Below are 24,062 nucleotides of genomic sequence, written 5' to 3' on the forward strand. Positions count from 1 at the left end.
TCTAAATTTCCGAAATGCAATTGGTTTGCTTGTTTTTGGCTCCTGGCTTTTCGCCCGAGCCTGATCCAGCTTAGCACTCAAGGGTAGAGTTGATTCCCGGAGGACGGGCGATTGCACGGCGACGGGTTTTGTCCATTTTGCGTCCCCACTGAGGACCGCGTCGCCTTCGTCACCGCCTTTGCCAAGGGGATCTGGGACGCCTTTCCTGTGACCGAGGGCCATCTACTTGTCGTGCCCCATCGGCATGTTCCTACCTGGGGTGATCTACACTCTACTGAGCAGGCCGCGATGCTCGAAGGCATAAGCCGAGCCCGAGCCCTGTTGTCCGAGTTATTCAACCCAGATGGCTTCAATATAGGCTTTAATGAGGGGGAGGCGGCCGGGCAGACTATTCCGCACTTCCACGTTCACGTCATTCCGCGCCGAACTGGGGACATGCCGGATCCTCGAGGCGGCGTCCGGCACGTCATTCCACAGAAGGGCAACTACCTCGCCGAGCCGACCTCGCCGAAACCAGGGACTTCAGGCACGCCGCATAATCGTGCGCTAATCGCAGGAGGCGAGGATGCACTGATCCGGCATCTGCTACCGCACATCGACAAAGCCCGGGCCGTCGACCTGGCGGTCTCGTTTGTTCTCGAAAGCGGTGCCCGTCTGCTGCAGCCGCACCTTCAGGAAATGCTCAATAGATCGGGCCGCCTGCGGTTGGTCACCAGCGACTATCTCGATGTCACCGACCCTTCGGCCCTACGGCGCCTATTGGATCTGGAAGGAAACGCAGAGCTAAAGGTCTTCGAGGCGACGACTGTCGGCTTCCATCCAAAGTCTTGGGTCTTCCACCTTGAAGACCAAACCGGCGTAGCCATCGTCGGCAGTTCAAACCTCTCCGAGACAGCACTCCGCACCGGCATTGAATGGAACTACCGAGTCTTATCGCCAGAGTCAGGTGAAGGCTGGCAGGACGTGCTCAACGGTTTTGATGCGCTGATCGAGCGGCCCGAGGTGCAAACGCTCAATCACGACTGGATTGACCGATACGAACTTCGTCGCGCTAAATCACCACCGCCGGCGGTTCGTCCTCTCGACTTGGCACCCGAGCCAGAAGCCCCGCCACCAACCCCGCACGCGATTCAGGTCGAAGCATTAGAGGCGCTTGAGGAAACCCGGTTCAAGGGCTTCACAGCCGGCCTTGTCGTGCTTGCCACGGGCTTGGGAAAAACATGGCTTAGTGCGTTCGACACAAACCGGCCGCAGTTCAAGCGCGTGCTTTTCGTCGCCCACCGAGAAGAGATCCTCACCCAAGCGATGGAGACCTACCGTCGTTGCCGGCCCAAAGCGCGCTTCGGCCGCTACTCTGGCGCTCAGAAGGATCTCGGTGCCGATGTTCTGTTCGCGTCCATCCAAACCCTGGGCAAGGCCGCACACCTACGGCAGTTCTCACCAGACGCCTTCGATTACATCGTGATCGATGAATTCCACCACGCCGCGGCCCGAACCTATCGCGGGCTAATTGACTACTTCACACCCAAGTTTCTGCTGGGATTAACTGCAACGCCTGATCGTATGGACGGGGGCGACCTCCTCGGCCTCTGCCAAGAAAACCTGGTTTACCGCTGCGACTTCCTCGAAGGGATCGAGCAGAAACTCCTGTCAGGGTTCCGCTACATGGGGGTTCCCGACGAGGTGAACTACGCCCAGATCCCCTGGCGAGGATCAGGGTTTGATGACGTTGCCCTTACACAGGCTTTAGCGACGCAGACTCGAGCGCAGAACGCGCTGGAGCAACACCGTTTGCACGGCGGCATCCGAACGCTCGGCTTCTGCTGCTCGCAGCGCCACGCAGACTTTATGGCGGACTTCTTCGAAAAGAACGGTCTACGAGCCGTTTCTGTCCATTCTGGCGCAAGCTCCGCGCCCCGCGCCAGTTCGCTAGAGCGCCTCGAGGCGGGAGAGTTGGACGCGATCTTCTCGGTAGACATGTTCAACGAAGGCGTCGACGTCCCCAACATCGATACCGTTCTGATGCTTCGTCCCACCGAGTCGACGGTAATCTGGATGCAGCAGTTCGGCCGTGGCCTCCGACGCTCGGAAGGAGAGGAGCGGCTCAATGTCATCGACTACATCGGCAATCATCGCGTCTTCCTAACGAAGGCCCGTGCTCTACTGCACTGCTCGGACGGCGATCGCGCTCTGGCACTCCGGCTGGAAGAAGTGCGGCGGGGCGAAATCAAATGGCCAGAAGGCTGCGAAGTCACTTACGATCTCAAGGCTCTCGACCTGCTCGCTGCCTTGCTGAAAAGCTCGGCGCGAGGCGATGCGCTCGAGGCCTATTACCTAGATTTCCGTGAACGAACAGGCGAGCGCCCAAAGGCGCTGGATATCTTCCATGCCGGCTTTAATCCTAGAACGACGGGGCACGGCGGCTGGCTTGGGTTTGTTGACCATCAAGGCGATCTGTCAGCCGCCGAGCAGCAGGTCGTAGAACGGTACAGAGGCTTTCTCGACGCTCTCAATACCACCCAGATGACTAGGTCCTATAAGATGCTGCTGATCCGAGCGATGCAGCGCGCCAGCGCTTTCCCCGGGTCTCTTGGGATCGACGAGCTCTCCGATGGAATCGCCCAGCTTGCTCAGCGCAATCCGAAGCTTCGCCGAGACATAAGCGCCAATCTCGCCAACAAACTTGAGCTCCGGCGGATGATAGAGCAGGGCCCTATCGACGCCTGGGTGGAAGGTCGAGGGGCAAGCGGGCGGCGGTATTTCAGCTACGAGGATGGCATCTTCGCCACCTCCTTCGAATCGACCGGGGTCCAACGCCAGCGGCTCAATGACCTTGTCGAAGAGATCATCGATTGGCGCCTGGCGGACTATCTACGCGACGACGGTACCGAAGAAGAGATAGGCGTAGCGGACAATCCGGGGGAGCCATTCGCCGGGCCGGAGCTAGAAGTTGGCTCGGGGGCATTGCTCTGGCGCGAGTATATGCGCGAGGAGATACCGCCGCTTTTCGGCCTAACATTCAGTACTGGCTCATGGAACCAGGGCTTCGTTGTTCAGGGCAAGGATGTGTTCCTACTGGTCACCCTGAAGAAAGATGATCTACAGGCGGACCATCGCTACGAAGATCGCTTCATCGACGCCGCGCGCTTCCACTGGCAGAGCCAAAATCGCACGACGATGGTGTCTACCCACGGGCAGATTATCAGCGGCGTACTACCTGGCTTCAAACTTCACCTCTTTGTTCGGATGGAAAAGAAGCGGGGCCTTAAGGCCTCGCCGTTTGTGTACTGTGGGGAAGTGCGGTTCGAGTCCTGGGAGAACGAGAAGCCGATATCTGTCACTTGGCGATTGCAGGAGACCGTACCACCTCGACTGCATCGGACATTTGACATCCCCCTGACGACTTGAAGTCCAAGGTGCGGCAATGAAATTACCCCGTCAGTGCACATATATCGTCGACGCCTTTGAATCGGTGCCGTACGCAATGACCTAGTTGACCTCTTATCGAGCGTGGAACTCGACGAGCGCACCATAGCAACCGTCCCAATTGGTCACGGCCACCGTCGTTCTGACGTTCAACCCGCCGACGCCCTCGCACTCCGACCCCAAGGTCGGTGCGATCCATAAATCTGCTGGAGGCTGCAGCGTGCAGGGCGGATCAGGTCAGTCCACCGACCCCGGTCTGCGACCGGCCGCTTCGCGGCGACGCAAAGCGTCGCCCTTGAGTGACCTGAGCCGCCCTGCGATCGTCTCGCCGTGAGATGTAAGGAGGGCTCTGCCCCGAAGGGCGGCCGCTTCACTGAGCCATCCGGCGGGTCCGGATACGCAGGCGCTTGCGGGCACACACGCCGCCCTTCCCCGATCCCGGCCACACGCCCCGGCGCACGACCCTGCCACCGCCGCCCCTGGTGGACGGCCGCCGGGTCCAGGGACCGCCCTAGCGCCCACCGCCAAATCGCGGCACGACTGCCGGGAACGGGAGGGGCGCGTCCGTGGCGGTCGAGACCTATGACTATATCATCGTCGGGGCGGGGTCGGCCGGGTGCGTGCTGGCCAACCGGCTGTCGGCCGATCCGGGGCGGCGGGTGCTGGTGCTGGAGGCCGGGGGCCGCGACAACTGGATCTGGTTCCACATCCCGGTCGGCTATCTGTTCGCGATCGGCAATCCCCGCTCGGACTGGATGTATCGCACCGAACCTGTGCCGGGCCTGGACGGCCGCAGCCTGAACTATCCGCGCGGCAAGGTGATCGGCGGGTCGTCGGCGATCAATGCCATGATCTATATGCGCGGCCAGGCCGCCGACTATGACGGCTGGCGACAGCGGGGTCTGGCCGGCTGGGGGTGGGACGATGTCCTGCCGCTGTTCAAGGCCCAGGAAGACCATATTGCTCCGCCGTCGGAACATCACCAGTCGGGCGGCGAGTGGCGGGTGGAGCATCCGCGCATGCGCTGGCAGGTGCTGGACGCCTTTGCCCGGGCGGCGGCGCTGGAGGGCATTCCCGCCAGTCCGGATTTCAACGGCGGCGACAATAGCGGCTCGGGCTATTTCAACGTCAACCAGCGGGCGGGCCTCCGATGGAGCGCGGCGCGGGGGTTTCTGAAGCCCGTGCTGGCCCGGCCCAATCTGGAACTGCGCACCGGGGCGCGGGCCAGCCGGGTGATCCTCGAGAACGGCCGGGCCGTGGGCGTAGCCTGGACCGAGGATGGGCAAGAGCGCGAGGCCAGGTGTCGCGGCGAGGTGGTGCTGACCGCCGGGGCGGTGAACAGCCCTCACCTGCTGGAGCTGTCAGGGATCGGTGACGGTGACCGGCTGGCGGCCCTCGGGCTGCCCGTGCATCGCCACCTGCCGGGGGTGGGCGAGAACCTGCAGGACCATCTGCAGATCCGGCCGATCTATCGGGTCAGGGGCGTGGCGACCCTCAATGCCCACTATGCCTCGCTGTGGCGGCGGCCGCTGATGGCGCTGGAATATGCCCTGCTGCGGCGCGGGCCGATGACGATGGCCCCGTCGCACCTGGGGGCCTTTGCCCGGACCTCGGCGGACTATGCGACGCCCAATGTGCAGTTCCACGTCCAGCCCCTGTCGCTCGACCGGTTCGGCGAGCCGCTGCACACCTTCCCGGCCATCACCATCAGTGTCTGCAACCTGCGCCCCTCCAGCCGGGGCAGTATCCATGCGGGTAGCCCGGATCCGGCCGCCGCGCCGCGGATCCAGCCCAACTATCTGGCGACGGCGGAGGATGAGCGGGTGGCCATCGACTCCCTGCGCCTGATCCGCCGCATCGTCGCCCGGCCGCCCCTGGCCTGTTATGGCCCCGACGAGATGAGCCCGGGTCTGGCGGTCGATGACGATGCCGGCCTGCTGGCGGCGGCACGGCAGCTGGGCACGACGATCTTCCACCCGGTGGGCACGGCGAAGATGGGTCTGGCAGACGATCCGGCGGCCGTGGTCGATGGCCGCCTGCGGGTGCTGGGAGTGGCGGGCCTGCGGGTCGCCGACGCCTCGGTCATGCCGGCCATCGTCTCGGGCAATACCAACTCCCCCACCCTGATGATCGCCGAAAAGGCGGCGCGGATGATCCTGGAGGACGCGCGCCAGGCGGTATAGGCGGTGGCCGTGCCCGAAAGGCGTGCCCCGCCCCGGCGTTTTTCCCGCCTGAGCAGAAAGTCCGGGCCCGCTTCGCCCAAACCGTGTTGAATGACTCTGGTTAATGCGCGCAGCGGGAGACGGCGTCGGGTGGGCAGGTTGAGCGGGATGTTGCGGGCCTCGGCGGCGAGCCTGGCGATCATGGCAGTGCTCGGCGCGGATATCAGCCAAGCCGGCAGCGGTGATGACTGTCCGCCCAATCCCCAGCCCGGCAAGTGCTATGAAAAGGTCATGTCGCCGGCCCGCTACGAATCCTATGTCGAGCAGGTGATCGACCGCCCCAGCCGCACCGAGAGCCGGATCATCCCGGCCGTCTACCGTTATGAGGAGCGCCAGGAACTGGTGAGCCCGGCGCGGACCGAGCTGGTCACCGTGCCGGCCACCTGGCGGACCGTGACCGAGACCGTGGTGGTCCGGCCCGAATCGGAGCGGATCGAGACGGTTCCGGCCGTCTATGAGACCGTGACCGAACAGGTTCTGGTGCGCCCCGCCCGTACAGAGTGGAAGCGCGGCATGCTGCTGGACCGCCGTGAAACCGACCCCGGCCGCACCATGATGACCCCGACCGGCGAGGTCCTGTGCCTGGTCGAGGTGCCAGCGGAATATCGGCTGGAGTCCCGCCAGGTCATGGTCCGCCCGGCCCGTCAGGTTCGGGTTCGCGAGCCGGCCGAGACCCGGACCGTGACCCGCCAGGTGATCGACCGCGACAGCCATGTGGAACGCCGCGAGATCCCGGCCCAATACCGCACGGTATCGGTGCGGGTCCTGGTGAGCCCGTCACGGGTCGAGACCTATGACAGCCCGGTGGTCTATCGCACGGTGGTCAACCAGAGACTGGTCAGTCCGGCCCGCTTTGAATGGCGCGAGATCACCTGCGCCCCCGGCTCAACCCCGACCCGCCACGGCACCTGAAGCGCTTTTGCGGTCCGCGAGACCGCCGGTTCGCGCCGGACCCTGCACGGGGTGAGAATAACTTCCCCCAGGGGTTGAAAACCACCACACCATCGACCAACGTTCGGTTAAGGTTAATTCTCGTCTCCTCCGGCCCGGATTCCACGCGGGACCCGGGGCATGGGCGACAGAGTGCAAATGGGGTCGATGGGCTCATGAGGGGATCTGAAATGAAGTTGAAACTTGCTGCTGGCCTGCTGGCCGTGCTGGGTGCCAGCGCCGTCGTCGGGTCGGCCAATGCCGCGGAAGACTATCGTCGTCCCGCGCCGCCGATGCCGCCGATGCCGTCGATCGACTGCCTGTGCACCCGCGCGGTGGTCTTCTATGGCCCGACCTCGTCCTATGGCGACATCCGCGTCTCGGCGCCGGGCGTCCGCGTCTATGGCGAGCCGGTGGTCGTGCCGTCGGGCCGCATCGATATCCAGGGCCCGCCGGTCTATGTCGACGCCCCGCCGATCCGCATCGCCGCGCCGCAGATCTATCTGCATCGTCCGGAAGTGCATGTCCGTCCGTCGGCCGTCACGGTCGATGCCCCCGAGATCCACTTCACCGGTTGCGCCGACGGCGTGCGCTGCGAGCCTGTCCGCCCCTAAGGGCTGCCGGGCTTACAGCCTCTGAAACTGGAAAAGGCGGGGTTCACACCCCGCCTTTTTTGTTGCCCGCCCTCGCCTGGATCAGGAGGGGGCTCAGGGTTTGCAGAAGTCGCGGGCCTCGCGGGCCAGGGCCATGTTGCCGCCGGCCAGGGCGGTCTTGACCGCCTCGTCGCAACGGGATTCGCTGAGCAGGGCCGTGACCTTGCCCCGCAGGGTCGCCGCCGCCTGGGCCGCCTCGCGCAGGATCTTCGCCTCGCGGCGGTCGCCTGGCAGGCACAGGGACAGCCAGGTCGCATCGGCGCAATTGGCGATCAGCCGGGCCTGCCGCGCCGCCAGGGCGCTGTCGGCCTTGTCGGCGGAAGGTCGGGTGTCTGGAGCGGCTGCCGGCGGCGTGGCGCTGGTGGTCTCGCCCGGTGTGGCACTGGTCGCCGCCGCATCGAGCGGACGGACGACGGTCACCGACGGGATCTGGTAGTGGCATACCCAGCCCTTGGAGGTCATCTCGCAGGACTGAAGGGCGGCCTGGGCCTCCTGCGGCGCAGGACCTTGCGCCAGGGCAAGCAAAAGCAGGTACATCGCCAACCTCACGCGCGGGGAGCCGCAGGCCACGACCCTAGGATCAATGGCGCCGACAGCCTAGCCGTTTATCCGGTCTCACCCAAGATCCGGCGGATCGGCCGGCTCGCTGTGCGGCCGCAGCTTGTAGAAGCGCAGATCGCCGCCGAGATCATGCAGGCGGTAGAGGCAACAGACATCCGGCCGGCCGGCCAACAGCGCGTTTTCGGCCTCGCTGAGGGCCAGGGGCGTGGCGATGCCGCCGGTCGTGGTCTTGACCAGGATCAGCCGCTGCTGACCGGTCGGGGTGAAGCTGAGGATGTCGTGACCAGGCGGGTCATCAGGCCGCCGGGCCAGCCGGACCTGCTCGGCAAGATCGGCGCGGCCGTGCTGGCGCAGCCGGCGCTGTTCGAAGGCCAGGACGGCGCGGTGTCCGGCCTCGACCAGCGGGGCATTGGCCTGGTCGCGGCCGGCGGGATCATGGCGGGCGATCAGCTGTTCGGCCCGCGGGCTGGGCTGTCTTTGCTCGGCCACAAAGACCGGTGGCGGCCCTTCAGCCAGAGGCAGGGGCTCGCGTGACGAGAACAGCACGGCCGGACGTGAGGCCGCCAGGATCAGGCCTGGCCGCAGGGCCAGTTGCCGGTCGACGGCATCGACCACCGCGTCGGGCAGCTTCCAGCGCGGCGCAAAGTCCCGGACCACAGGCAGGCCGATCAGGGTCAGGACGGCTGAGATATGGCTCTGGCGAAAGGCGATTGACCCTCCGGCCCGACCGGTGACAAAGCGCAGGGCGCGCTGGTGGCTGGCGGCATTGACCGTCTGGCCGGCCAGTTGCTTGGCCAGCATGACGAAATAGTCGCCGGTCACGAGGTCCAGATCGGCCTCGCTCCAGTCTCCGGTCTTGGGGGCTGTTTCGCTCACGCCGCGACGATGCCCCAGGCCGGGCCGCAGCGCTACCCGGTCACGACCCGGATCATGGCAAGGGCCGGACAGGCGGCTTGGGGGCCTCGGCGATCGGCTCGTCCTCGGACTTCAGACCCGCCGCCGACAGGGCCCGGGCGATGGAGGTGACCGGCTCGCCGCGCACGACCTGGAAACTCAGGGTCAGGGGCTCGGCCCGGTTGTCGGCCAGATTGGCAAAGCCCCCCGCGGCCGGATCGGCATTGAGGGCGACCTTGTAGGTGCGGTTCGACAGCACCCGGCATAGCAGCACAAAGGTCTTCTGATCGTTCAGCAGACGCGGGGTCTTGATGCAGTCCAGGGCCTCACCGCCGGGCACGGGCGCATAACTCCAGGCCCGCGGGTTCATCTTCTGGTCAAAGACCACCTTCAGGATCAGCACCCCCGGGGCCAGGGTCTGGCCCTCGGCCGGATAGGTGGCCACGACCTTGGGCGGCAGGGTCGGCGGCATCACGGTCACCGGCGAGACGGCCGTCGACTCCTCCCGCGTCTGGATCAGGCCCCCCCCCCCCGCAGCCAGGGCGACAACAAGGGACAGGGCGGGGGCGAAAAGGGTCATGAGCCCAGCTTGACCGCCAAGCGCGGCCTTCTCAAGGCAAAGGCGCGCACGGGGCCCGCGCCCTGTGCTATAGGCGCGCTCATGACCGATACCCCCGACCATTCCGAAGAAACCCCGATCCAGCGCGCCTTGCGTCTGAAGAAGGCCGCGATCGACGCCAAGCCCAAGCCGCCGCGCGGCGGCAAGTTCCAGCGCGAACAGGCCGCCGGTGTCCAGGCCGGCAAGTCCAAGCCCTGGATGACCCGCTAGGGCCATGCGGGTTCTGGGTCACGCCGCCTCGATCAATGTCCGCAAGGTCTTGTGGACCCTGGACGAGCTGGGCCTGGCTCATCAGCGCGAGGACTGGGGCGCGAGCTTTGCCCCCACCCGCCAGCCTGACTTCCTGGCCCTCAATCCCAATGGCCTGATCCCGGTTCTGGTCGACGATCTGGGGTCGCTCTGGGAGAGCAACACCATCTGCCGCTATCTGGCCCAGCGCCATGGCGGCGGCACCCTGCTGCCGCCTGCAGCCCGGGATCGGGCCCTGATCGAGCAATGGATGGACTGGCAGGCGACCGAACTCAACGGCGCCTGGCGCTATGCCTTCCTGGCCCTGGTCCGCAAGACACCCGGCTTTGACGATCCGGCCGCGATCGCCGCCAGCATCACGACCTGGAACGCGGCCATGACCCTGCTGGACCGCCAACTCGCGACCACCGGGGCCTATGCGGCCGGCGAGACCTTCAGCCTGGCTGATGTGGTGCTGGGCCTGTCCACCCATCGCTGGCTGATGACGCCGATCGATCATGCCGACCTGCCGGCCGTCCGCGCCTATTATGACCGCCTGCGCGCGCGGGCCGCGTTCCCGCCCCATGCCCGGGCGGATGTGCCCTAGGCCCCAAGGGCCCTTTCGCGCGACGCCTTGCGGGGCCCGCCTTCGTCCTTCGACAGGCTCGGGATGAGGGCGAGTTTCGCGTCGGGGCCGTCGAGCACCTCATCCTGAGCTTGTCGCAGGACGAGGTTCTCACACTGCTGCAAGGGTTTAGCCGGGCTTGCGGAACTTCAGGATGAACTGGTCGGTCTTGCCGCGAATGACCGGGTCGAAGACATTGGCGGTATGAGGATCGGCGGCATCGCGCAGGATCGGACTTTCGGCCTCCAGCTTGAAACCCGCCGCCTCGACCTCGGCCCGGACATCGGCGACATCGATACGGTGCAGGGTGTCGGCGACAGCCAGACCCGCCCCGCTGGCGGCGGCATGGTCGACGATCAGGAAGACCCCGCCCGGCTTCAGCGACTTGAAGACCTCGGCATTGACCGTCGCGGCCGTGGCGGTCGGGAACGGCTTCAGATGCAGGTCGTGATAGTTCTGGACCGTGATCACCAGGTCCAGATTGTCGGGCAGGTCCAGGGCGATGACGCTGCCGTCCAGCGGCTTGGCATTGGGCAGGGCCGCCGATACCGCCTTGAGGCTTTCGCCATACTTGGCCTGGAAGCGGATGAACTCGGCCGGCTGATAGGCATAGACCGTGCCCGAGGGGCCGACCGCGCCGGACAGGATGCGGGTGAAATAGCCGCCGCCCATGATGAAATCGACGACCGTGTCGCCGGGCTTGACCCCGGCAAAGGCCAGGATCTCGCCGGGATGGCGGGCCGCATCGCGGGCACTGTCCTCGGCCGGGCGAGCCGGACTGGCGAGGGCGGCGGTGATGCTGGCCGGAACCTGGGCGAAGGCGGTGCCGCCAAAGGCGACGAAGGCCAGGGCGGCGACGGCGGAGGCCATGGGCAGGCGGATCATGGATCGAACTCCTTCGGGGGTGCCTAGGGCTACCAGCTTTCGGCCACCCGGCGAACGGCGTTATGGTGAATTTTCGGTAAGGATGGTTCGTCCCTTTCGCCGCGTCGCCCTTCCCTGGCGGATCGACTGCCCCCATGATCGCGACAAGAACAGAAATGGGGGAGACTTGGATGCGGTGGATTCTGCGCGGGATCGGCGGACTGTTGGCACTCGTGGTGCTGGCGGTCCTGGCCCTGATCGTCATCGACCGCGCCAGCCTGCCCAAGGCCCCGGACAAGGCCACCCTGATCGCGGCCGGCGAGCGCTATGAGGTCCGCATCCGTCGCGACGAATGGGGTGTGCCGCACATCCTGGGCAAAACCGACGCCGACGCCGCCTACGGCCTGGGCTTTGCCCAGAGCGAGGACGATTTCGCCACCCTGAGCGAGGTCACCCTGGCCACGCGCGGCGTCCTGGCCCGCACCAAGGGGGCCTCGGCCGCCCCGACCGACTATGTGGTGTCTCTGTTGGGCGTCTGGCCCACCGTTGATGCCAATTACGACAAGCTGCCCGCCGAGCTGCGCAAGGTGCTCCAGGCCTATGCCGACGGGGTCAATCACTATGGGGCGCTCAATTCCAAGGTCGTGACGTCCGGCCTGCTGCCGGTCACCGGCAAGGACATCGCCGCAGGCTTTGTCTTCAAGCAGCCGTTCTTCTACGGCCTGGACGGCGAACTGAAGAAACTGACCGCCCCGGATACGCCCCCTCCGCCGCCCAAGGGCTCCAACGGCCTGGCCGTCGCCCCGTCGCGCAATGCCGACGGGGCCACCCGCCTGCTGGTCAATTCGCACCAACCCTATACCGGCCCGGTGGCCTGGTATGAGGCCGTGGTCGAAAGCGGTGAAGGCTGGCACGTGGCCGGCGGCTTCTTCCCCGGCTCACCGTTCATGCTGCATGGCCACAACGCCACCCTGGGCTGGGCCAATACGGTGTCCAAACCCGACCTTGTCGACACCTACCGCCTGACCATCAATCCCCAGAACAAGAACCAGTACCGCCTGGACGGTGCCTGGCGCGACTTCGAGATCTCCACCGCCCTCCTGCGCGTCAAGCTGTGGGGCCCCATCGTGCTGCCGGTACGCAAGGCGGTGCTGCGCTCGGTGCACGGCCCGGTTCTGGAGACCAAGCGCGGCGTCTTCGCCATCCGCTATGCCGGCATGGGCGAGTACCGTCAGCCGGTGCAGTACTGGAAGCTGGACAAGGCCCGGAACCTCGAAGAGTGGCGCGCCGCCCTGGCCACCCATGCCCTGCCCAGCCTGAACTACATCTATGGCGACGCCGCCGGGAACATCGGCTTCGTCCATAATGGCCAGTATCCCAACCGGACCGTCGAGGCCGACTGGAGCGGGGTCCTGCCCGGCGATCGGTCCGACCTGGTCTGGCAGGGCTATCGGCCGGTCGAGCAGACCCCGCAGCTGTGGAATCCCAGCTCGGGCTTTGTGTTCAATTCCAACAACAGCCCGTTCGAGGCCAGCGCCCCGGCCGACAATCTGAAGCCCGCCGACTTCCCCGCCTCCATGGGCCTGCAGACCAACATGACCAACCGGGCCCTGCGGGTGCAGGAAACGGTCGGCATCGATGCGGCCATCACCGACGAAAGCTTCCGTCGCTACAAGTACGACCTGACCTATAGCGAGCGCTCCAGCGTCGTGGCGATGATCGCCAGGGTCACCGCTGTCGATCCGAAAGGCGACAAGGACCTGGCCGCCGCCCAGGCGATCCTGAAAGGCTGGGACCGCAAGACCGACGTCAAAAATCGTGGCGCGGCCCTGGCGGCCCTGATGAGCCAGCCGATCCTGTTCGCCCGCACCAGCGGCGAGGCCGAACCCGACCCGATGGACACCCTGAAGACGGCCATCACCACCCTGAAGACCCATTTCGGCCGGCTCGATCCTGAATGGGGCGAGGTCAACCGCATCCGCCGCGGCAAGGTCGACATGGCCATCGACGGCGCCGCCGACACCTATCGCTCGGTCTGGGGTCGGCTGCAGAAGGACGGCACCACCACCGCCGAGGGCGGCGACACCTTCATCATGTTCGTGACCTGGGACCGGAACGGCAAGCTGTCCTCCGACAGCATCCACCAGTTCGGCTCGGCGACCCTGGATGCGGGGTCGAAGCACTATGCTGACCAGACGCCGCTATTCGTGGCCATGAAGACCAGGCCGGTGCTGTTCACAGAGGAGCAGCTGAAGGGCCATGTGCAGGAGGATTACCGGCCGGGGGGCGGTAGGGGGGCGAGCCTCCCCAGCCAATGCCGCTGCCCCCTCCTGACCGCTAAAGCGGTCGTCCTTCCCCGGAGGGGGAAGATGAAGCGTGCATGCCGAGACCTTGCAAGCAGCCCCCGTCTGGCGTTCAGCTACGGTTCAGCCGCCAGGCCTAGCTTGGCGACATCGAGTTCAAAGCGTTGGGGAAACCAGTATGCGCAAGACCATCAGCCTGATCGCCTTCGGCGTCACATCCGTCATCGCCGCCGCCGCCCAGGCCCAGGCTCCCCAATGGAACGGCCCCTACCAGGAGCCGCCGCGCGGGTCCTATGTCCAGAGCTGCCGCGAGATCACCGCCTTCAATGACGACGTCTATGCGCGCTGCAAGCAGAACGACGGCCGCTGGGCCTGGGTCGGGGCCCATGTCCGCGACTGCAACAGCCAGGGCCTGGCCAATGCCGGCGACGGCCGCCTGGTCTGCCAGAGCCTGGGCGGTGGAAATGGCGGCGGCGGTGGACGGCCCGGCGGTGGCGGCGGTGGCGGTGGTGGCGGTGGTGGCGGTGGCAATCCCTATCGCGCCGAAGCGGTCCTGTTCGAACATGCCGGCTATGAAGGCCGCCCCTTCGAGGTGCGGGGCGACATGCCCGACCTGACCGCCGTCAAGTTCAATGACACGGCCTCGTCGATCAAGATCCTGCGCGGCGAATGGCAGGTGTGCGAGGACGTCGACTATCAGGGCCGGTGCTGGACCCTGACCCGCGATCAGGGCCTGCTGGGCCGTGAGGCGAACGACCGGATCAGCTCGATCCGCCGGGTCCGCTAGAGTCGGTTCCAGGCCGGGGCCGGCGGTGATTTGCTTAACCGCCTGCCCCGGCTGTAGCCGCACACATGGAAAACGACGACCAAGGCACCGCGGTTAGAACAGTCAAGTTTGCCAACAACCCCAACTGTGTTCACATCTTGTTACGATCTTCGCCATCTTGATACTTGAAGATGTCGACATTCAGGCCGCATTAACTATCAGATGCGTCGCTAGGTCACCTTTAAAACTGCCCCTGGCCGGCGCATATGGACACCATGTCGAGTAACTCCACCCCAAGTGTCCTGACCGGCCTCAAGCGCGGTCTGATGCATCGCTGTCCCAACTGCGGCGATGGCCGTCTCTATGTGCGCTATCTGAAAGTCGATCCCGATTGCGAGGCCTGTGGTCACGACCTGGCGGAGTATCCGGCCGACGATGGTCCGGCCTATTTCACCATCCTGATCATCGGCCATCTGTTCGTCGCCCCTCTGCTGCTGTTCCCGTTCATCTGGAAGGCACCGGTGGGGCTGGTCCTGCCCCTGACCGTCCTGCCCCTGGCCGCCCTGACCCTGGTGCTGCTGCCCCGCGTCAAGGGTGCGGTGATCGGCGCGCTGTGGGCCATCAAGCTGCGCAAGGCCCAGGACGCTCCCGGCGACTGAAGGCGACCTTCACCGGAACCGACAAGCGGCACCGCACATTCCTAATCCCGACACCGTGCCCCGGCCTTAAGCCGGCGGTCGCGGCCGAACGGGAGAACGGACATGCTCGGCACGATCCTCATCATCATTCTGATCCTGGCCCTGATCGGTGCCCTGCCGGCCTGGGGTCACAGCAGGTCCTGGGGCTATTTTCCCAGCGGGGGCCTGGGCCTTGTGCTGGTGATCCTGATCGTCCTGGTCCTGATGGGCCGATTCTAGACCTGCGGCCGGGTGCCACCGACCAGTGGTTGGCGCCCGGCCCCGGCTTCGCCTAAGCTTCCCCCGCAACGCCTCGGGGGAGATGGGCATGACGACGCAAGCCGCCGAGGCCAAGACCGGCGAAAACCCACCCGGCATGACGTCGTCGGCGCGGGCGCGGGCCATTCTCGGCGGTTCGGCGGGCAATCTGGTCGAATGGTACGACTGGTTCGCCTATGCCGCCTTCTCGATCTATTTCGCCAAGGTCTTCTTCCCGGCCGGCGACCAGACCGCCCAGTTCATGAAGACCGCTGCGGTGTTCGCCGTCGGCTTCCTGGCGCGTCCGGTCGGGGCCTGGCTGATGGGCCTCTATGCCGACCGCGCCGGTCGCCGCGCCGCCCTGACCCTGGCCGTAGGCCTGATGAGCCTGGGCTCTCTGATCATCGCCATCACCCCCGGCTTCGACCAGATCGGCGCTGCCGCCCCCGCCATCCTGCTGGCCGCCCGCGTGCTGCAGGGCCTGTCGGTCGGCGGCGAATACGGCGCCAGCGCCACCTATATGAGCGAGATGGCCGGCAAGAGGCGTCGCGGCTTCTGGTCCAGCTTCCAGTACGTGACCCTGATCATGGGCCAGCTGGTCGCCGCCCTGGTCCTGGTCATTCTGCAGAATGTGCTGGAACCGGCCGAGCTCTCGGCCTGGGGCTGGCGCATTCCCTTCTTCATCGGGGCCGCCCTGGCGGTGGTCGTGTTCTGGATCCGCAGCGGGCTGGAGGAGTCCCAATCCTACACCAACGCCAAGGCTGCGGGCGCGCCCAAGGCCAATACCCTGGCGATGTTCACCCAGCATCCGCGCGAGGCCCTGGCCATCATCGGCCTGACCGCTGCCGGCTCCCTGGCCTTCTATGCCTACACCACCTACATGCTGAAATTCCTGACCAACACCACCGGCTTCAGCAAGGAGGTGGCGGGGGCCGTGAACCTGGCGACCCTGGTCGGCTTCATGCTGATCCAGCCCCTGTTCGGCTGGCTCTCCGACCGGCTGGGACGGCGGCGCATGCTGGTCTTCGCCTTTGGCGGCGGGGCTGTTCTGGCCTGGCCGGTCTTCACCCTGCTGGCCGGAGCGACCGACCCGACCGTGGCCTTTGTGCTGATCTTCGCCGCCCTGGTGGTGCAGTCGGCCTATACCTCGATCAGCGCCGTGGTGAAGGCCGAGCTCTTCCCCACCCATGTCCGCGCCCTGGGCGTCGCCCTGCCCTATGCCATCGGCAATGCCCTGTTCGGAGGCACGGCCGAGTTTGTCGCCCTCTGGTTCAAGAGCATCGGCCTGGAAAGCGGCTTCTATGTCTATCTGACCGGCATGATGGCCATGGGGGCCGTGATCGCCCTGGCCCTGCGTGACAGCGGCAAGCACAGCCGCATTCTGGAGGACTGAACCTGGCCCTACGTCGAATCCCTGTCCGGACCTAGGCTCGCCCCATGCCGATCGTCGACATCGCCGCTCTCGCCCTCTTCGTGGTCGCCTGGCTGTTCTATGAGCCCCTGCTCAAGCGGCTGGGCGAAGGCGGCAATCTGATCAATACCGACATGACGGTGATCCGTCGGCGCTGGATGCAGGAGATGGCGGTCCGCGAGATCGCCCTGCTGGACGGGCAGCTTCTGGGGCACGCCATCAATTCCGCCAGTTTCTTCGCCTCGTCCAACCTGATCCTGATCGCGGCGGCGGCCGGCGTGCTGTTCGGCGGAGACGGTGCCCTGAAGAGCATCGAGGGCCTCGCCGTTCTGGCCCCGGCCTCGCAGATGATGTTCGAAATCAAGCTCGGCCTGGTGCTGTTTGCCCTGGCGCGGGGCCTGCTGGACTTCATCTGGGCCATTCGCCAGATGAACTACTGCCTGGCCGCCATCGGGGCCACGCCGATGTGGGCCTCGCCCGCCACCCTGGCCGAATATGCCGAAGCAACCGGCGGCATCCTCAATCCGGCGCTTTCCGCCTTCAATGCCGGGGTACGCGGCTATTACTTCGCCCTGGCAGCGGCGGCCTGGCTACTGGGCCCCTATGCCTTCATTTCCGCCACCCTGGGTGCCCTGCTGCTGCTCCTGTGGCGGCAGAGGCGCAGTCGGGCCTCGTCGGCCGTCCGCCAGGTGCGTCAGATCCTGGAGCGCCAGCCCGTCGTCCACGGCCCGCACCTGAAGCACGGCGAGCAGGATCCTCCAGTCGACACGATCTAGCGGAGACCGAGGCCCGCCCGCACGGCCCGGGTCAACTTGGCGGCAACCAGGCCATGGGCGGTCGTCAGCCAATTCTCGACCTCGGCCGGATCGAGCCCCGACAGGTCGTCGAACTTCACCCATCTGGCCCGGGCCAGATAGGGCGCGGGGACGGCGCGGCCCGTCTCGATCAGCACCTCATAGGCCACGTCCGAGACCTTGAACGACACGCCGCCCCGGGCGATCGCGTCACCCATCACCGCGAACATCTTGCCGCCGACCTTGTAGACCTGGTCAGAGCCCCAGGGCCGATCCATCGTCACCGCCGGCAGGGCTCTGCAGGCGGCGTCGAAGGCTTCGGGGCTCAAGCCTCGACGCCGACGCCGATCGGGCAGGTCACGCCGGTGCCGCCGATCCCGCAATAGCCGCCCGGGTTCTTGGCCAGGTACTGCTGGTGATAGTCCTCGGCGAAATAGAACGGGCCGGCGGCAGCGATCTCGGTCGTGATCGACCCAAGCCCCTGGCCGGCCAGGGCCTGGCCATAGGCGTCCTTCGACGCGGCGGCCGCAGCGGCCTGGGCGTCGCTCGTCACATAGAGGCCCGAGCGATACTGGGTGCCGATGTCATTGCCCTGGCGCATGCCCTGGGTGGGATCATGGTTTTCCCAGAAGGTCTTCAGCAGGGTCTCGTAGCTGACCGCCTTGGGATCAAACACCACCAGCACCACCTCGGTATGACCGGTGCCGCCGCTGCAGACCTCCTGATAGGTCGGATTGGGCGTGATCCCGGCCGCATAGCCGGCGGCGGTGACATGGACGCCGGGGACCTTCCAGAAGATCCGCTCCACGCCCCAGAAACAGCCCATGGCGAACACGGCCGTCTCCATCCCGTCGGGATAGGGCCCCTTCAGCGCATGGCCATTGACGAAGTGGGTTTCCGCGGTCGGGATCGCGGCCTCACGCCCCGGCAGGGCGCTGTCGACGGAGGGCAGATCCAGGGACTTCTTGGTCAGCAGCATGGTGTGGCCTCGGCGGGAAACGGTCCCAGCCGATATATGTGGTCGCGCACCACATTTCACCCCTCATCAGCGCTTGCTCCCGAAAGCCCCGTGAGTATATTGCGCGCCTTCCTGCGAAGGGGGGCCTCAACCGCTCCCGATTCAAGTGCGCATGGTGAGGTGGCCGAGTGGTTGATGGCGCACGCTTGGAAAGCGTGTTTAGGTGAAAGCCTAACGAGGGTTCGAATCCCTCTCTCACCGCCACTGCACCCCCGCAAATTGTCTCGCGCGTCAGGCCAGTTTCCTAAGCCTGCGTTTTCGCGCGCCTATTGCCGCGGAAAGCCATTCGCTCACGTGCAAATCCAACACGAAGTCGGGCAGCGACCTGCCAGATAGGCTGCCACGTCTCCGCGAGTTCGAGATGAGGTCGGGTTTCCCGATGATTGGACACTGCTTGGGGAATTCTGTGATTTCGAAGCGGTGCTGTCAGAGCAAATTGCTGACAGCGTCCTTGGACTGCCTGCGCCTAGTAGTTCACCCCACCGGGGCATCTGGTTCCGCGCCCTGTTACAACTCAATCGCGGCTGTAACCGTTTGCGCCTTCAAACCGAACTCTCCTAAAAACGACGTCAAAGCCAGGAGCATGAGTTGGACGACGCCAGCCTCACGAACGCGCAAGACTACTACGGCAAGGTGCTCAAGGGGTCCGGGGACCTTCGAACCGACGCCTGCTGCACAACTGACGCGCCCCCGCCGGCCGTTCGGCGCGCTTTGGCCAATGTCCATGACGAGGTAAGGGCCCGATACTACGGCTGCGGACTGGTCGCGCCGCCCGCAATCGAGGGCGCTCGAATCCTCGACCTTGGATCCGGCTCGGGTCAGGACTGCTATGTTCTGGCCCAGCTGATTGGTCCGACGGGCCAGATTGTGGGTGTCGATGGAACGCCCGAACAGCTGGAGCTGGCGCGCTCCCACCTCGACTGGCATCGCGATCGCTTCGGATATGACCGGTCAAACGTGCATTTCATCGGCGGGGACATTGCCCATCTCGGCGAACTGGACCTGGAGCCGGCATCCTTCGATGTCATCGTGTCCAACTGCGTCATCAACCTGGTCGAGGACAAGGCCGCCGTCTTCGGCGCCGTCCATAACCTCCTCAAGCCAGGCGGAGAGCTATTTTTTTCAGACGTCTACGCCGACCGTCGCGTCCCGGATGCGCTTCGGCGCGACCCCGTGCTGCACGGGGAATGCCTTGGTGGCGCGCTCTACTGGGGCGACTTCCTGCGCCAGGCCAAGGCAGCCGGCTTTGGTGACCCTCGCCTCGTTGCCGATCGCCCCCTCATCGTTGGCGATCCATTGGTGGAGCTGGCGGTCGCGCCAATCCGCTTTTTCTCCGCTACCTGGCGCCTGTTCAAACTCGATGGCCTGGAATCCGCCTGCGAGGACTATGGCCAGGCCGTTCGCTATCGGGGCGGGATCAGCGGCTTTGAGAAAGCCTTCGTCCTCGACAAGCACCACACATTCGAAGTGGGGCGCATCACACCGGTCTGCGGCAACACCTGGCGTATTCTGCAGGAGAGCCGGTTCGGCTTGAGTTTCGAGTATTTCGGCGACTTCGATCGGCACCTCGGCATCTTCAAGGGCTGCGGGACTGACCTGCCGTTCTCGACGCCGACGGACAGCACAGCGGCCTGTTGCTGACGCCCCTGGCCCTCACTTGCTAGCGGTCGCGACCGTCTTCCCGAGCGAACAAATATCGCGCTGCAGTGCTGTCAACTTAACGCCGAGAGAGACATCCGCTTGTTCCCGATTGAGCAGACGACCACGTCCAGATGCCATCGCGGCGACGGAGCGGGGCGTTTGCGCTTGAGATTCCTTGCGATCTGCGGACCAAACCTGAGCGTCCAGCAGCGGATGGTCTCATAGCTCACGTCGACGCCCCGTTGGGCCATCATCTCCTCGACGTCACGAAAGCTCAGAGTGAAGCGGGAATACAGCCAGACGGCGTGTCTTATGACTTCCGCTTGAAACCGGTGGCGCTTGAATGAGAGCTGCACGACCTATCTCAGAACTCGAGCCCCGTTGAGGCCGGAAGTGGAGACAAGTTAGCGTTGGACTGACAGCACCGCCACGCACCCCCGCAAATTACCTCGCGCGTCAGGCCAGTTCCCCAAGCCTGCGTTTTCGCGCGCCCATTGCCGCGGGAAGCCATTCGCCCACGGGCAAATCCAACGGGGAGCCGGGCGTGGCGATGGCGGACCGGTGCAGGAAGCCTGGGTTCAGTGCGCCGACCTTCTTTCGGCGGAAGGCCATGTACGGAGGACCGGACGTTGCAGAAGCACGGCGACTGAAGGCGCTGGAAGACGAGAACGCCAAGGCTCAAGTCGACCCACGACTTTCGTTACCGCTCGATGAGACATGGAGACCGGGTCACCGCCCGAGCTCGGGCTCGCGCCCGGGCTCGAGGGAACATCACAGGGCTGGCTCGTCTAAGGAAAGCGCCGGTCGCAGGGCGCAGACCTAAGCCGGGATTTGTGGCGCCGTTCTTTCAGATGGCAGAAGCTGAAGGATGCCAAAGCCTAGCTCGATGACGAGAAAGCCCCACAGCAGGGGACTGGCCCCGCTTGCCAGGGCATGGATCATCGCTGCGCTGAACATGAACCGGGTGGCAGCGTCGTAGCGGCCCATCCAGACCATGCCGGATCGCAAACGCAGCACCGCCCAGACTATGACCACCGAGCCCAGGAAATTTGCAAAGAGGACACCTTCGGGCGGCAGGGGCTGGAGAGGCCTTAGGCCAAGGGACGCATGGATATTGCCGAACAGCGTGTAGAGCAGAGCCAATGTCCATGGCGTGGCAAAGACCCCTGTGATGGCGATGTCATACCAGGCGCTGGCCATGAATACGCGTCTATAGGTGGCAGAGCTGAGCATTCGTGTACCTCTGAAGGTTTGTCCCGATCGATCCGCTCCAGTAAAACAGGAGCCCGTTCGGCTTCTTTATTTCTCCGATAGTTGTTTCGTCCGCTGCTTGACCGGACAAGTTGACACACCAATCAACTTGTATCCGAGGCAGGTGCCGACCAGGGCCGTACCGATCATGTATGCACCGGTGAGGGCGAACCCGACCGAAACCATCAGGGGCACGGGGGCGATGAAGGCGGCGATAAACAAAGCAAAAGCAGTAATTGCGCGAAGGGCACGGTCGGCACTGCCGAGGTTCTTATTTACGGAAAGCACTATTTTAATCCTTGTTCGTTTCCAGGGGACGAATTATTGAATTTCGAATTTCTCATATTGTAATATTTGCATTTGAACTGATGCTTGACATTTACATACATTCTTGAGTGATTAGATGAATGCGTGCACGGTTTTGAATATTTATGAGAGAATATTCGACTTAAATTGACCATACCCCCCTTATCAACTTCGGCAGTTTAGAGGCTTCGTGTGAATTGCTGAATCCAGCGGTCAATGCGACGGCGGCACGGTATCTGAAATCAACGCCGGTGATCTTGAGCCTTCGCAAGGACCTCGAATACTTTCCAACCGCTTCGCTCGTGCAGAGCCCCCCCACAGCGTGAGTCTCACGACGGAGACGCCGGGCCTTCTCTGAGATTCTCGGAAGACCCTCGACGAGGTTGACCCCGCCGCAGGTTGGCTGACCGGTCATGACGCGGGCGGAACAGCCGGGGCGAGGGTCTGAATGACGGCGCGGGCTGCGGCCTTGACGGCCACGTCGCCACCCATCGTTTCAGCGGCGTTGGCCACGGCAAGTACGCCATTCTCACGACCGGGGAACAGGGCCACGAAAGCAAACCAGTTGCCGTCGGAGCCGCCGTGGGTGAGGGCGGGACCGACCCGGCCGGAGATCTGTGGCGGGACGCCCCAGCCCATGGCAACGATGCTGTCGCCGCGCGGCGTGTGCATCAGTCGATAGGTTTCAGCCTTGAGCAGCTTGCCGCGCCCCGCTTCGCCGGCCATCTGGTCGATACAGAACCTGGCCCAGTCGGTCAGGGTCATGCGTATGCCGCCTGCCGGCAGGAGCATCTGCGGGTTCCCGTCCCCGGCCACGGCGCGGCGCCCATCGATGTGGCCGGACGTCTCGCCCGCGCGAGGGGTCTGGTTGAAGACAGCGGTCGTCATGCCCAAGGGGCCGAAAACCTCCTCTTGCATCAGCGTCTCGTAGGACTTTCCGGTCGCCTTCTCGGCAATGGCACCCGCTAGGATCAAGCCGGTATTGGAATAGCTGGGCTTGCCGCGGACCGGACCGACGGGTGCATCGGCAACCGCCAGGCGCAGATAGGCCATACGTTGTTCGTGTAGCGGCCGGGTATCCGTGAAAAAGGTCCGGAAGAAAGCTTCATCGCTGTGGTTCTCCGGCAGGCCCGCCCGATGCGACATGAGGTCCACCAGGGTGACGTCGCGATATTCGGGACGCATCTGCGCCACCAGATCGGGCAGCATCGCCGACAAGGGGGCCTCCCAGCTCAGCACGCCGCGCTCGACGAGCCGGGCGATCATCGTGACGGTCATGGCCTTGCTGTCGGACCCCAGATTCCACAGGTCTTCGACGGTCGCCGGCGTTGCTGACCCCAGCGCGTCAATGCCGGCCACCGCCTGATCGACGACCTGACCGTTGCGGATGACCAGCACGCCGACGGCCGGGACGGTCTTGCCCTCCATGACGGCAGCCAGAGTCGCAGGCAGGGCCGGCGTCCCGTCGATCTTCTGGGCTTGGCTCGGGGTGACGGCCAGGATGGCGCCGAAGCAGAGGATAAGGCCGAGACGGGTCATGGGGGCTCCAACTGTGTCGCTGTCGAATGTTCTCCCCGGTCTTTAATCCATGTGCCTGTGTCCTTAGGAGACGGCTCCTGCGCATGTCTGCTATACGTGGAGCGTATGGCCACGCTCGACGACCTCAACCTGCTAAGAACTTTCGTGCGGATTGCTGAAGCTGGAAGCATTTCGGCGGCGGCACGCTCGCTGCACACCACCCAGCCGACCTTGAGCCGGCAACTCCAGCAGTTGGAAACCCTCCTCGGTGCCCCGCTCGTGCAGCGCGACTCCCACAGCATGAGCCTCACGGCGGCAGGCCAACGCATGCTCGTGGATGCCCGGGAGATCCTGGACCACGTTCAAGCCGCCACGCTGCGCGCGAACGGTGAACATTCATCGCCGCGAGGACATCTGCGCGTGGTGACAACGATTGATATGGGCCAATACCATGTCGCCCCGCTGCTGGCTCGGCTGCGTGCGCAGTGCCCGCAGTTGACCGCCGAAATGCACGTGACAAATCGCCCGGTCAAATTCGTCGAGGAGGGGTTCGATTGCGGCGTGCTGGTCGGTGCCATCACCGACGACACGCTCGTCGCCAAACGTCTGCTGGAAAATCCCCGCGTGCTGGTCGCAGCACCCGCGCTGGTGAAGCAACTGGGCATGCCGGAGAAGCCGGGTGACCTCACAGCATGGCCGTGGGTCGGACTGCTTGGCGCGCATTTCCTGATCGACAATTCCGTCCCGTTCACAAAGGCCGGCAAGACCGAGACGGTGAATTTTGATGCCGCGCTTCGGCTGGACGGCGTCACCTCCATGCGCGCCGCATTGCTGGCCGGAGCGGGGGTTGCAGTGCTGCCGCACTTTTCGGTGCGCGAAGCGGTCGCCGCAGGCACGCTGCAGCTCCTTCTGCAGGACTGGACTATTCCACCCGTCGCCTTTCACGCCGTCTATCTCGCATCACCCTTTGTGCCCGCGAAGGTCCGCGCCTTCGTGGATTTGTGTGTGCAGGAAATGCCGGGAAGATTCGACGATCCAGACCGGAACTGACGGGTTAGGGCGTTAGACCGACGTCCAGTACGGACGGCGTAAGGCTG

21 protein-coding genes, 1 tRNA gene and 4 pseudogenes are annotated in these 24,062 nt (G+C 64.9%); 16 read left to right on the top strand and 10 right to left on the bottom strand.

The window, feature by feature from the left end; genetic code table 11:
- Positions 1-111 precede the first annotated feature (111 nt).
- The 4 genes and pseudogenes from AQ619_RS12430 to AQ619_RS12445 form a co-directional block, all read left to right on the top strand.
- Positions 112-3,408: a DUF3427 domain-containing protein gene (locus tag AQ619_RS12430; protein WP_084745971.1), complete on the top strand. Its 3,297-nt coding sequence runs from the start codon at positions 112-114 to the stop codon at positions 3,406-3,408.
- 584 nt (positions 3,409-3,992) lie between these two features.
- On the top strand, positions 3,993-5,609 hold the full coding sequence (locus AQ619_RS12435) for a GMC family oxidoreductase (protein ID WP_062148011.1): 1,617 nt from the start codon (positions 3,993-3,995) through the stop codon (positions 5,607-5,609).
- A 138-nt stretch (positions 5,610-5,747) separates the two neighbouring features.
- Positions 5,748-6,560: a peptidoglycan-binding protein gene (locus tag AQ619_RS12440; RefSeq protein WP_166504232.1), complete on the top strand. Its 813-nt coding sequence runs from the start codon at positions 5,748-5,750 to the stop codon at positions 6,558-6,560.
- 299 nt (positions 6,561-6,859) lie between these two features.
- Positions 6,860-7,192, top strand: a pseudogene (locus tag AQ619_RS12445) (hypothetical protein); the annotation flags it as partial.
- A 93-nt stretch (positions 7,193-7,285) separates the two neighbouring features.
- On the opposite strand, the gene AQ619_RS12450 reads toward AQ619_RS12445, so the two are convergent.
- The 3 genes from AQ619_RS12450 to AQ619_RS12460 form a co-directional block, all read right to left on the bottom strand.
- On the bottom strand, positions 7,286-7,768 hold the full coding sequence (locus AQ619_RS12450) for a hypothetical protein (protein ID WP_062148017.1): 483 nt from the start codon (positions 7,766-7,768) through the stop codon (positions 7,286-7,288).
- Between the two features lie 78 nt (positions 7,769-7,846).
- The gene (locus tag AQ619_RS12455) at positions 7,847-8,668 is read right to left on the bottom strand and encodes a protein NO VEIN domain-containing protein (protein ID WP_062148025.1); all 822 of its coding nucleotides are present in this window, start codon (positions 8,666-8,668) and stop codon (positions 7,847-7,849) included.
- A 52-nt stretch (positions 8,669-8,720) separates the two neighbouring features.
- Positions 8,721-9,266 carry a hypothetical protein gene (locus AQ619_RS12460; RefSeq protein WP_062148029.1) on the bottom strand — a complete coding sequence of 182 codons (546 nt, stop codon included), beginning with the start codon at positions 9,264-9,266 and terminating at the stop codon, positions 8,721-8,723.
- A gap of 81 nt (positions 9,267-9,347) precedes the next feature.
- On the opposite strand from AQ619_RS12460, the gene AQ619_RS19110 reads away from it, so the two are divergent.
- Together AQ619_RS19110 and AQ619_RS12465 are read left to right on the top strand one after the other, a co-directional pair.
- Positions 9,348-9,515, top strand: a complete 168-nt coding sequence (locus AQ619_RS19110) for a hypothetical protein (protein ID WP_166504233.1) — start codon at positions 9,348-9,350, stop codon at positions 9,513-9,515.
- A 4-nt stretch (positions 9,516-9,519) separates the two neighbouring features.
- Complete coding sequence (locus AQ619_RS12465) at positions 9,520-10,140, top strand: glutathione S-transferase family protein (RefSeq protein ID WP_062148032.1); 621 nt, start codon at positions 9,520-9,522, stop codon at positions 10,138-10,140.
- 147 nt (positions 10,141-10,287) lie between these two features.
- Here AQ619_RS12465 and AQ619_RS12470 read toward each other — a convergent pair whose 3' ends face one another.
- The gene (locus tag AQ619_RS12470; protein ID WP_062148035.1) at positions 10,288-11,043 is read right to left on the bottom strand and encodes a class I SAM-dependent methyltransferase; all 756 of its coding nucleotides are present in this window, start codon (positions 11,041-11,043) and stop codon (positions 10,288-10,290) included.
- A gap of 170 nt (positions 11,044-11,213) precedes the next feature.
- On the opposite strand from AQ619_RS12470, the pseudogene AQ619_RS12475 reads away from it, so the two are divergent.
- From AQ619_RS12475 to AQ619_RS12495, 6 genes and pseudogenes are all read left to right on the top strand, one after another.
- Positions 11,214-13,307: pseudogene (locus tag AQ619_RS12475) on the top strand (acylase); the annotation flags it as partial.
- A 196-nt stretch (positions 13,308-13,503) separates the two neighbouring features.
- Entirely contained in the window at positions 13,504-14,112 is a 609-nt protein-coding gene (locus tag AQ619_RS12480) for a beta/gamma crystallin-related protein (RefSeq protein WP_062148038.1), read from the top strand.
- A gap of 245 nt (positions 14,113-14,357) precedes the next feature.
- Positions 14,358-14,750 carry a DUF983 domain-containing protein gene (locus AQ619_RS12485; protein WP_062148041.1) on the top strand — a complete coding sequence of 131 codons (393 nt, stop codon included), beginning with the start codon at positions 14,358-14,360 and terminating at the stop codon, positions 14,748-14,750.
- Between the two features lie 102 nt (positions 14,751-14,852).
- Positions 14,853-15,008 (top strand): DUF3309 family protein, encoded by a 156-nt coding sequence (locus tag AQ619_RS18805; protein WP_084745977.1) that lies wholly within the window; start codon positions 14,853-14,855, stop codon positions 15,006-15,008.
- Positions 15,009-15,096: 88 nt separating this feature from the next.
- Positions 15,097-16,419 (top strand): MFS transporter, encoded by a 1,323-nt coding sequence (locus AQ619_RS12490; RefSeq protein ID WP_378109009.1) that lies wholly within the window; start codon positions 15,097-15,099, stop codon positions 16,417-16,419.
- Positions 16,420-16,463: 44 nt separating this feature from the next.
- On the top strand, positions 16,464-17,213 hold the full coding sequence (locus AQ619_RS12495; protein WP_062148043.1) for a DUF599 domain-containing protein: 750 nt from the start codon (positions 16,464-16,466) through the stop codon (positions 17,211-17,213).
- On the opposite strand, the gene AQ619_RS12500 is transcribed toward AQ619_RS12495, so the two are convergent.
- Positions 17,210-17,560, bottom strand: coding sequence for an MmcQ/YjbR family DNA-binding protein (locus AQ619_RS12500; protein ID WP_062148045.1), 351 nt, complete (start codon positions 17,558-17,560; stop codon positions 17,210-17,212). The genes AQ619_RS12495 and AQ619_RS12500 overlap by 4 nt on opposite strands.
- Complete coding sequence (gene msrA / locus AQ619_RS12505) at positions 17,557-18,210, bottom strand: peptide-methionine (S)-S-oxide reductase MsrA (RefSeq protein ID WP_062148048.1); 654 nt, start codon at positions 18,208-18,210, stop codon at positions 17,557-17,559. The genes AQ619_RS12500 and msrA overlap by 4 nt, the downstream gene beginning before the upstream one ends.
- 153 nt (positions 18,211-18,363) lie before the next feature.
- Here msrA and AQ619_RS12510 point away from each other — a divergent pair.
- Together AQ619_RS12510 and AQ619_RS12515 are read left to right on the top strand one after the other, a co-directional pair.
- Positions 18,364-18,453: transfer RNA gene (locus tag AQ619_RS12510), tRNA-Ser, on the top strand.
- A gap of 384 nt (positions 18,454-18,837) precedes the next feature.
- Positions 18,838-19,890, top strand: coding sequence for a methyltransferase domain-containing protein (locus tag AQ619_RS12515; RefSeq protein ID WP_062148051.1), 1,053 nt, complete (start codon positions 18,838-18,840; stop codon positions 19,888-19,890).
- A gap of 86 nt (positions 19,891-19,976) precedes the next feature.
- Here AQ619_RS12515 and AQ619_RS19605 read toward each other — a convergent pair.
- Positions 19,977-20,246 (bottom strand): annotated as a pseudogene (locus AQ619_RS19605) (IS6 family transposase); the annotation flags it as partial.
- Positions 20,247-20,383: 137 nt separating this feature from the next.
- Between AQ619_RS19605 and AQ619_RS19370 the strand changes: the two are divergent.
- Positions 20,384-20,566 (top strand): annotated as a pseudogene (locus tag AQ619_RS19370) (transposase); the annotation flags it as partial.
- A 143-nt stretch (positions 20,567-20,709) separates the two neighbouring features.
- Here the strand turns inward: AQ619_RS19370 and AQ619_RS12525 are convergent.
- The 3 genes from AQ619_RS12525 to AQ619_RS12535 all read right to left on the bottom strand — a co-directional run bounded on the left by AQ619_RS12525 (position 20,710) and on the right by AQ619_RS12535 (position 22,986).
- The gene (locus AQ619_RS12525; RefSeq protein WP_207205002.1) at positions 20,710-21,090 is read right to left on the bottom strand and encodes a hypothetical protein; all 381 of its coding nucleotides are present in this window, start codon (positions 21,088-21,090) and stop codon (positions 20,710-20,712) included.
- Between the two features lie 99 nt (positions 21,091-21,189).
- Positions 21,190-21,429, bottom strand: a complete 240-nt coding sequence (locus AQ619_RS12530; RefSeq protein ID WP_062148057.1) for a YgaP family membrane protein — start codon at positions 21,427-21,429, stop codon at positions 21,190-21,192.
- A gap of 429 nt (positions 21,430-21,858) precedes the next feature.
- Positions 21,859-22,986 (bottom strand): serine hydrolase domain-containing protein, encoded by a 1,128-nt coding sequence (locus AQ619_RS12535; RefSeq protein ID WP_062148060.1) that lies wholly within the window; start codon positions 22,984-22,986, stop codon positions 21,859-21,861.
- A gap of 105 nt (positions 22,987-23,091) precedes the next feature.
- Between AQ619_RS12535 and AQ619_RS12540 the strand changes: the two genes are divergently transcribed.
- Positions 23,092-24,015, top strand: a complete 924-nt coding sequence (locus tag AQ619_RS12540; RefSeq protein ID WP_062148062.1) for a LysR family transcriptional regulator — start codon at positions 23,092-23,094, stop codon at positions 24,013-24,015.
- Positions 24,016-24,062: the final 47 nt, after the last annotated feature.

It is taken from the genome of Caulobacter henricii, from assembly GCF_001414055.1.
Taxonomy (GTDB): domain Bacteria; phylum Pseudomonadota; class Alphaproteobacteria; order Caulobacterales; family Caulobacteraceae; genus Caulobacter; species Caulobacter henricii.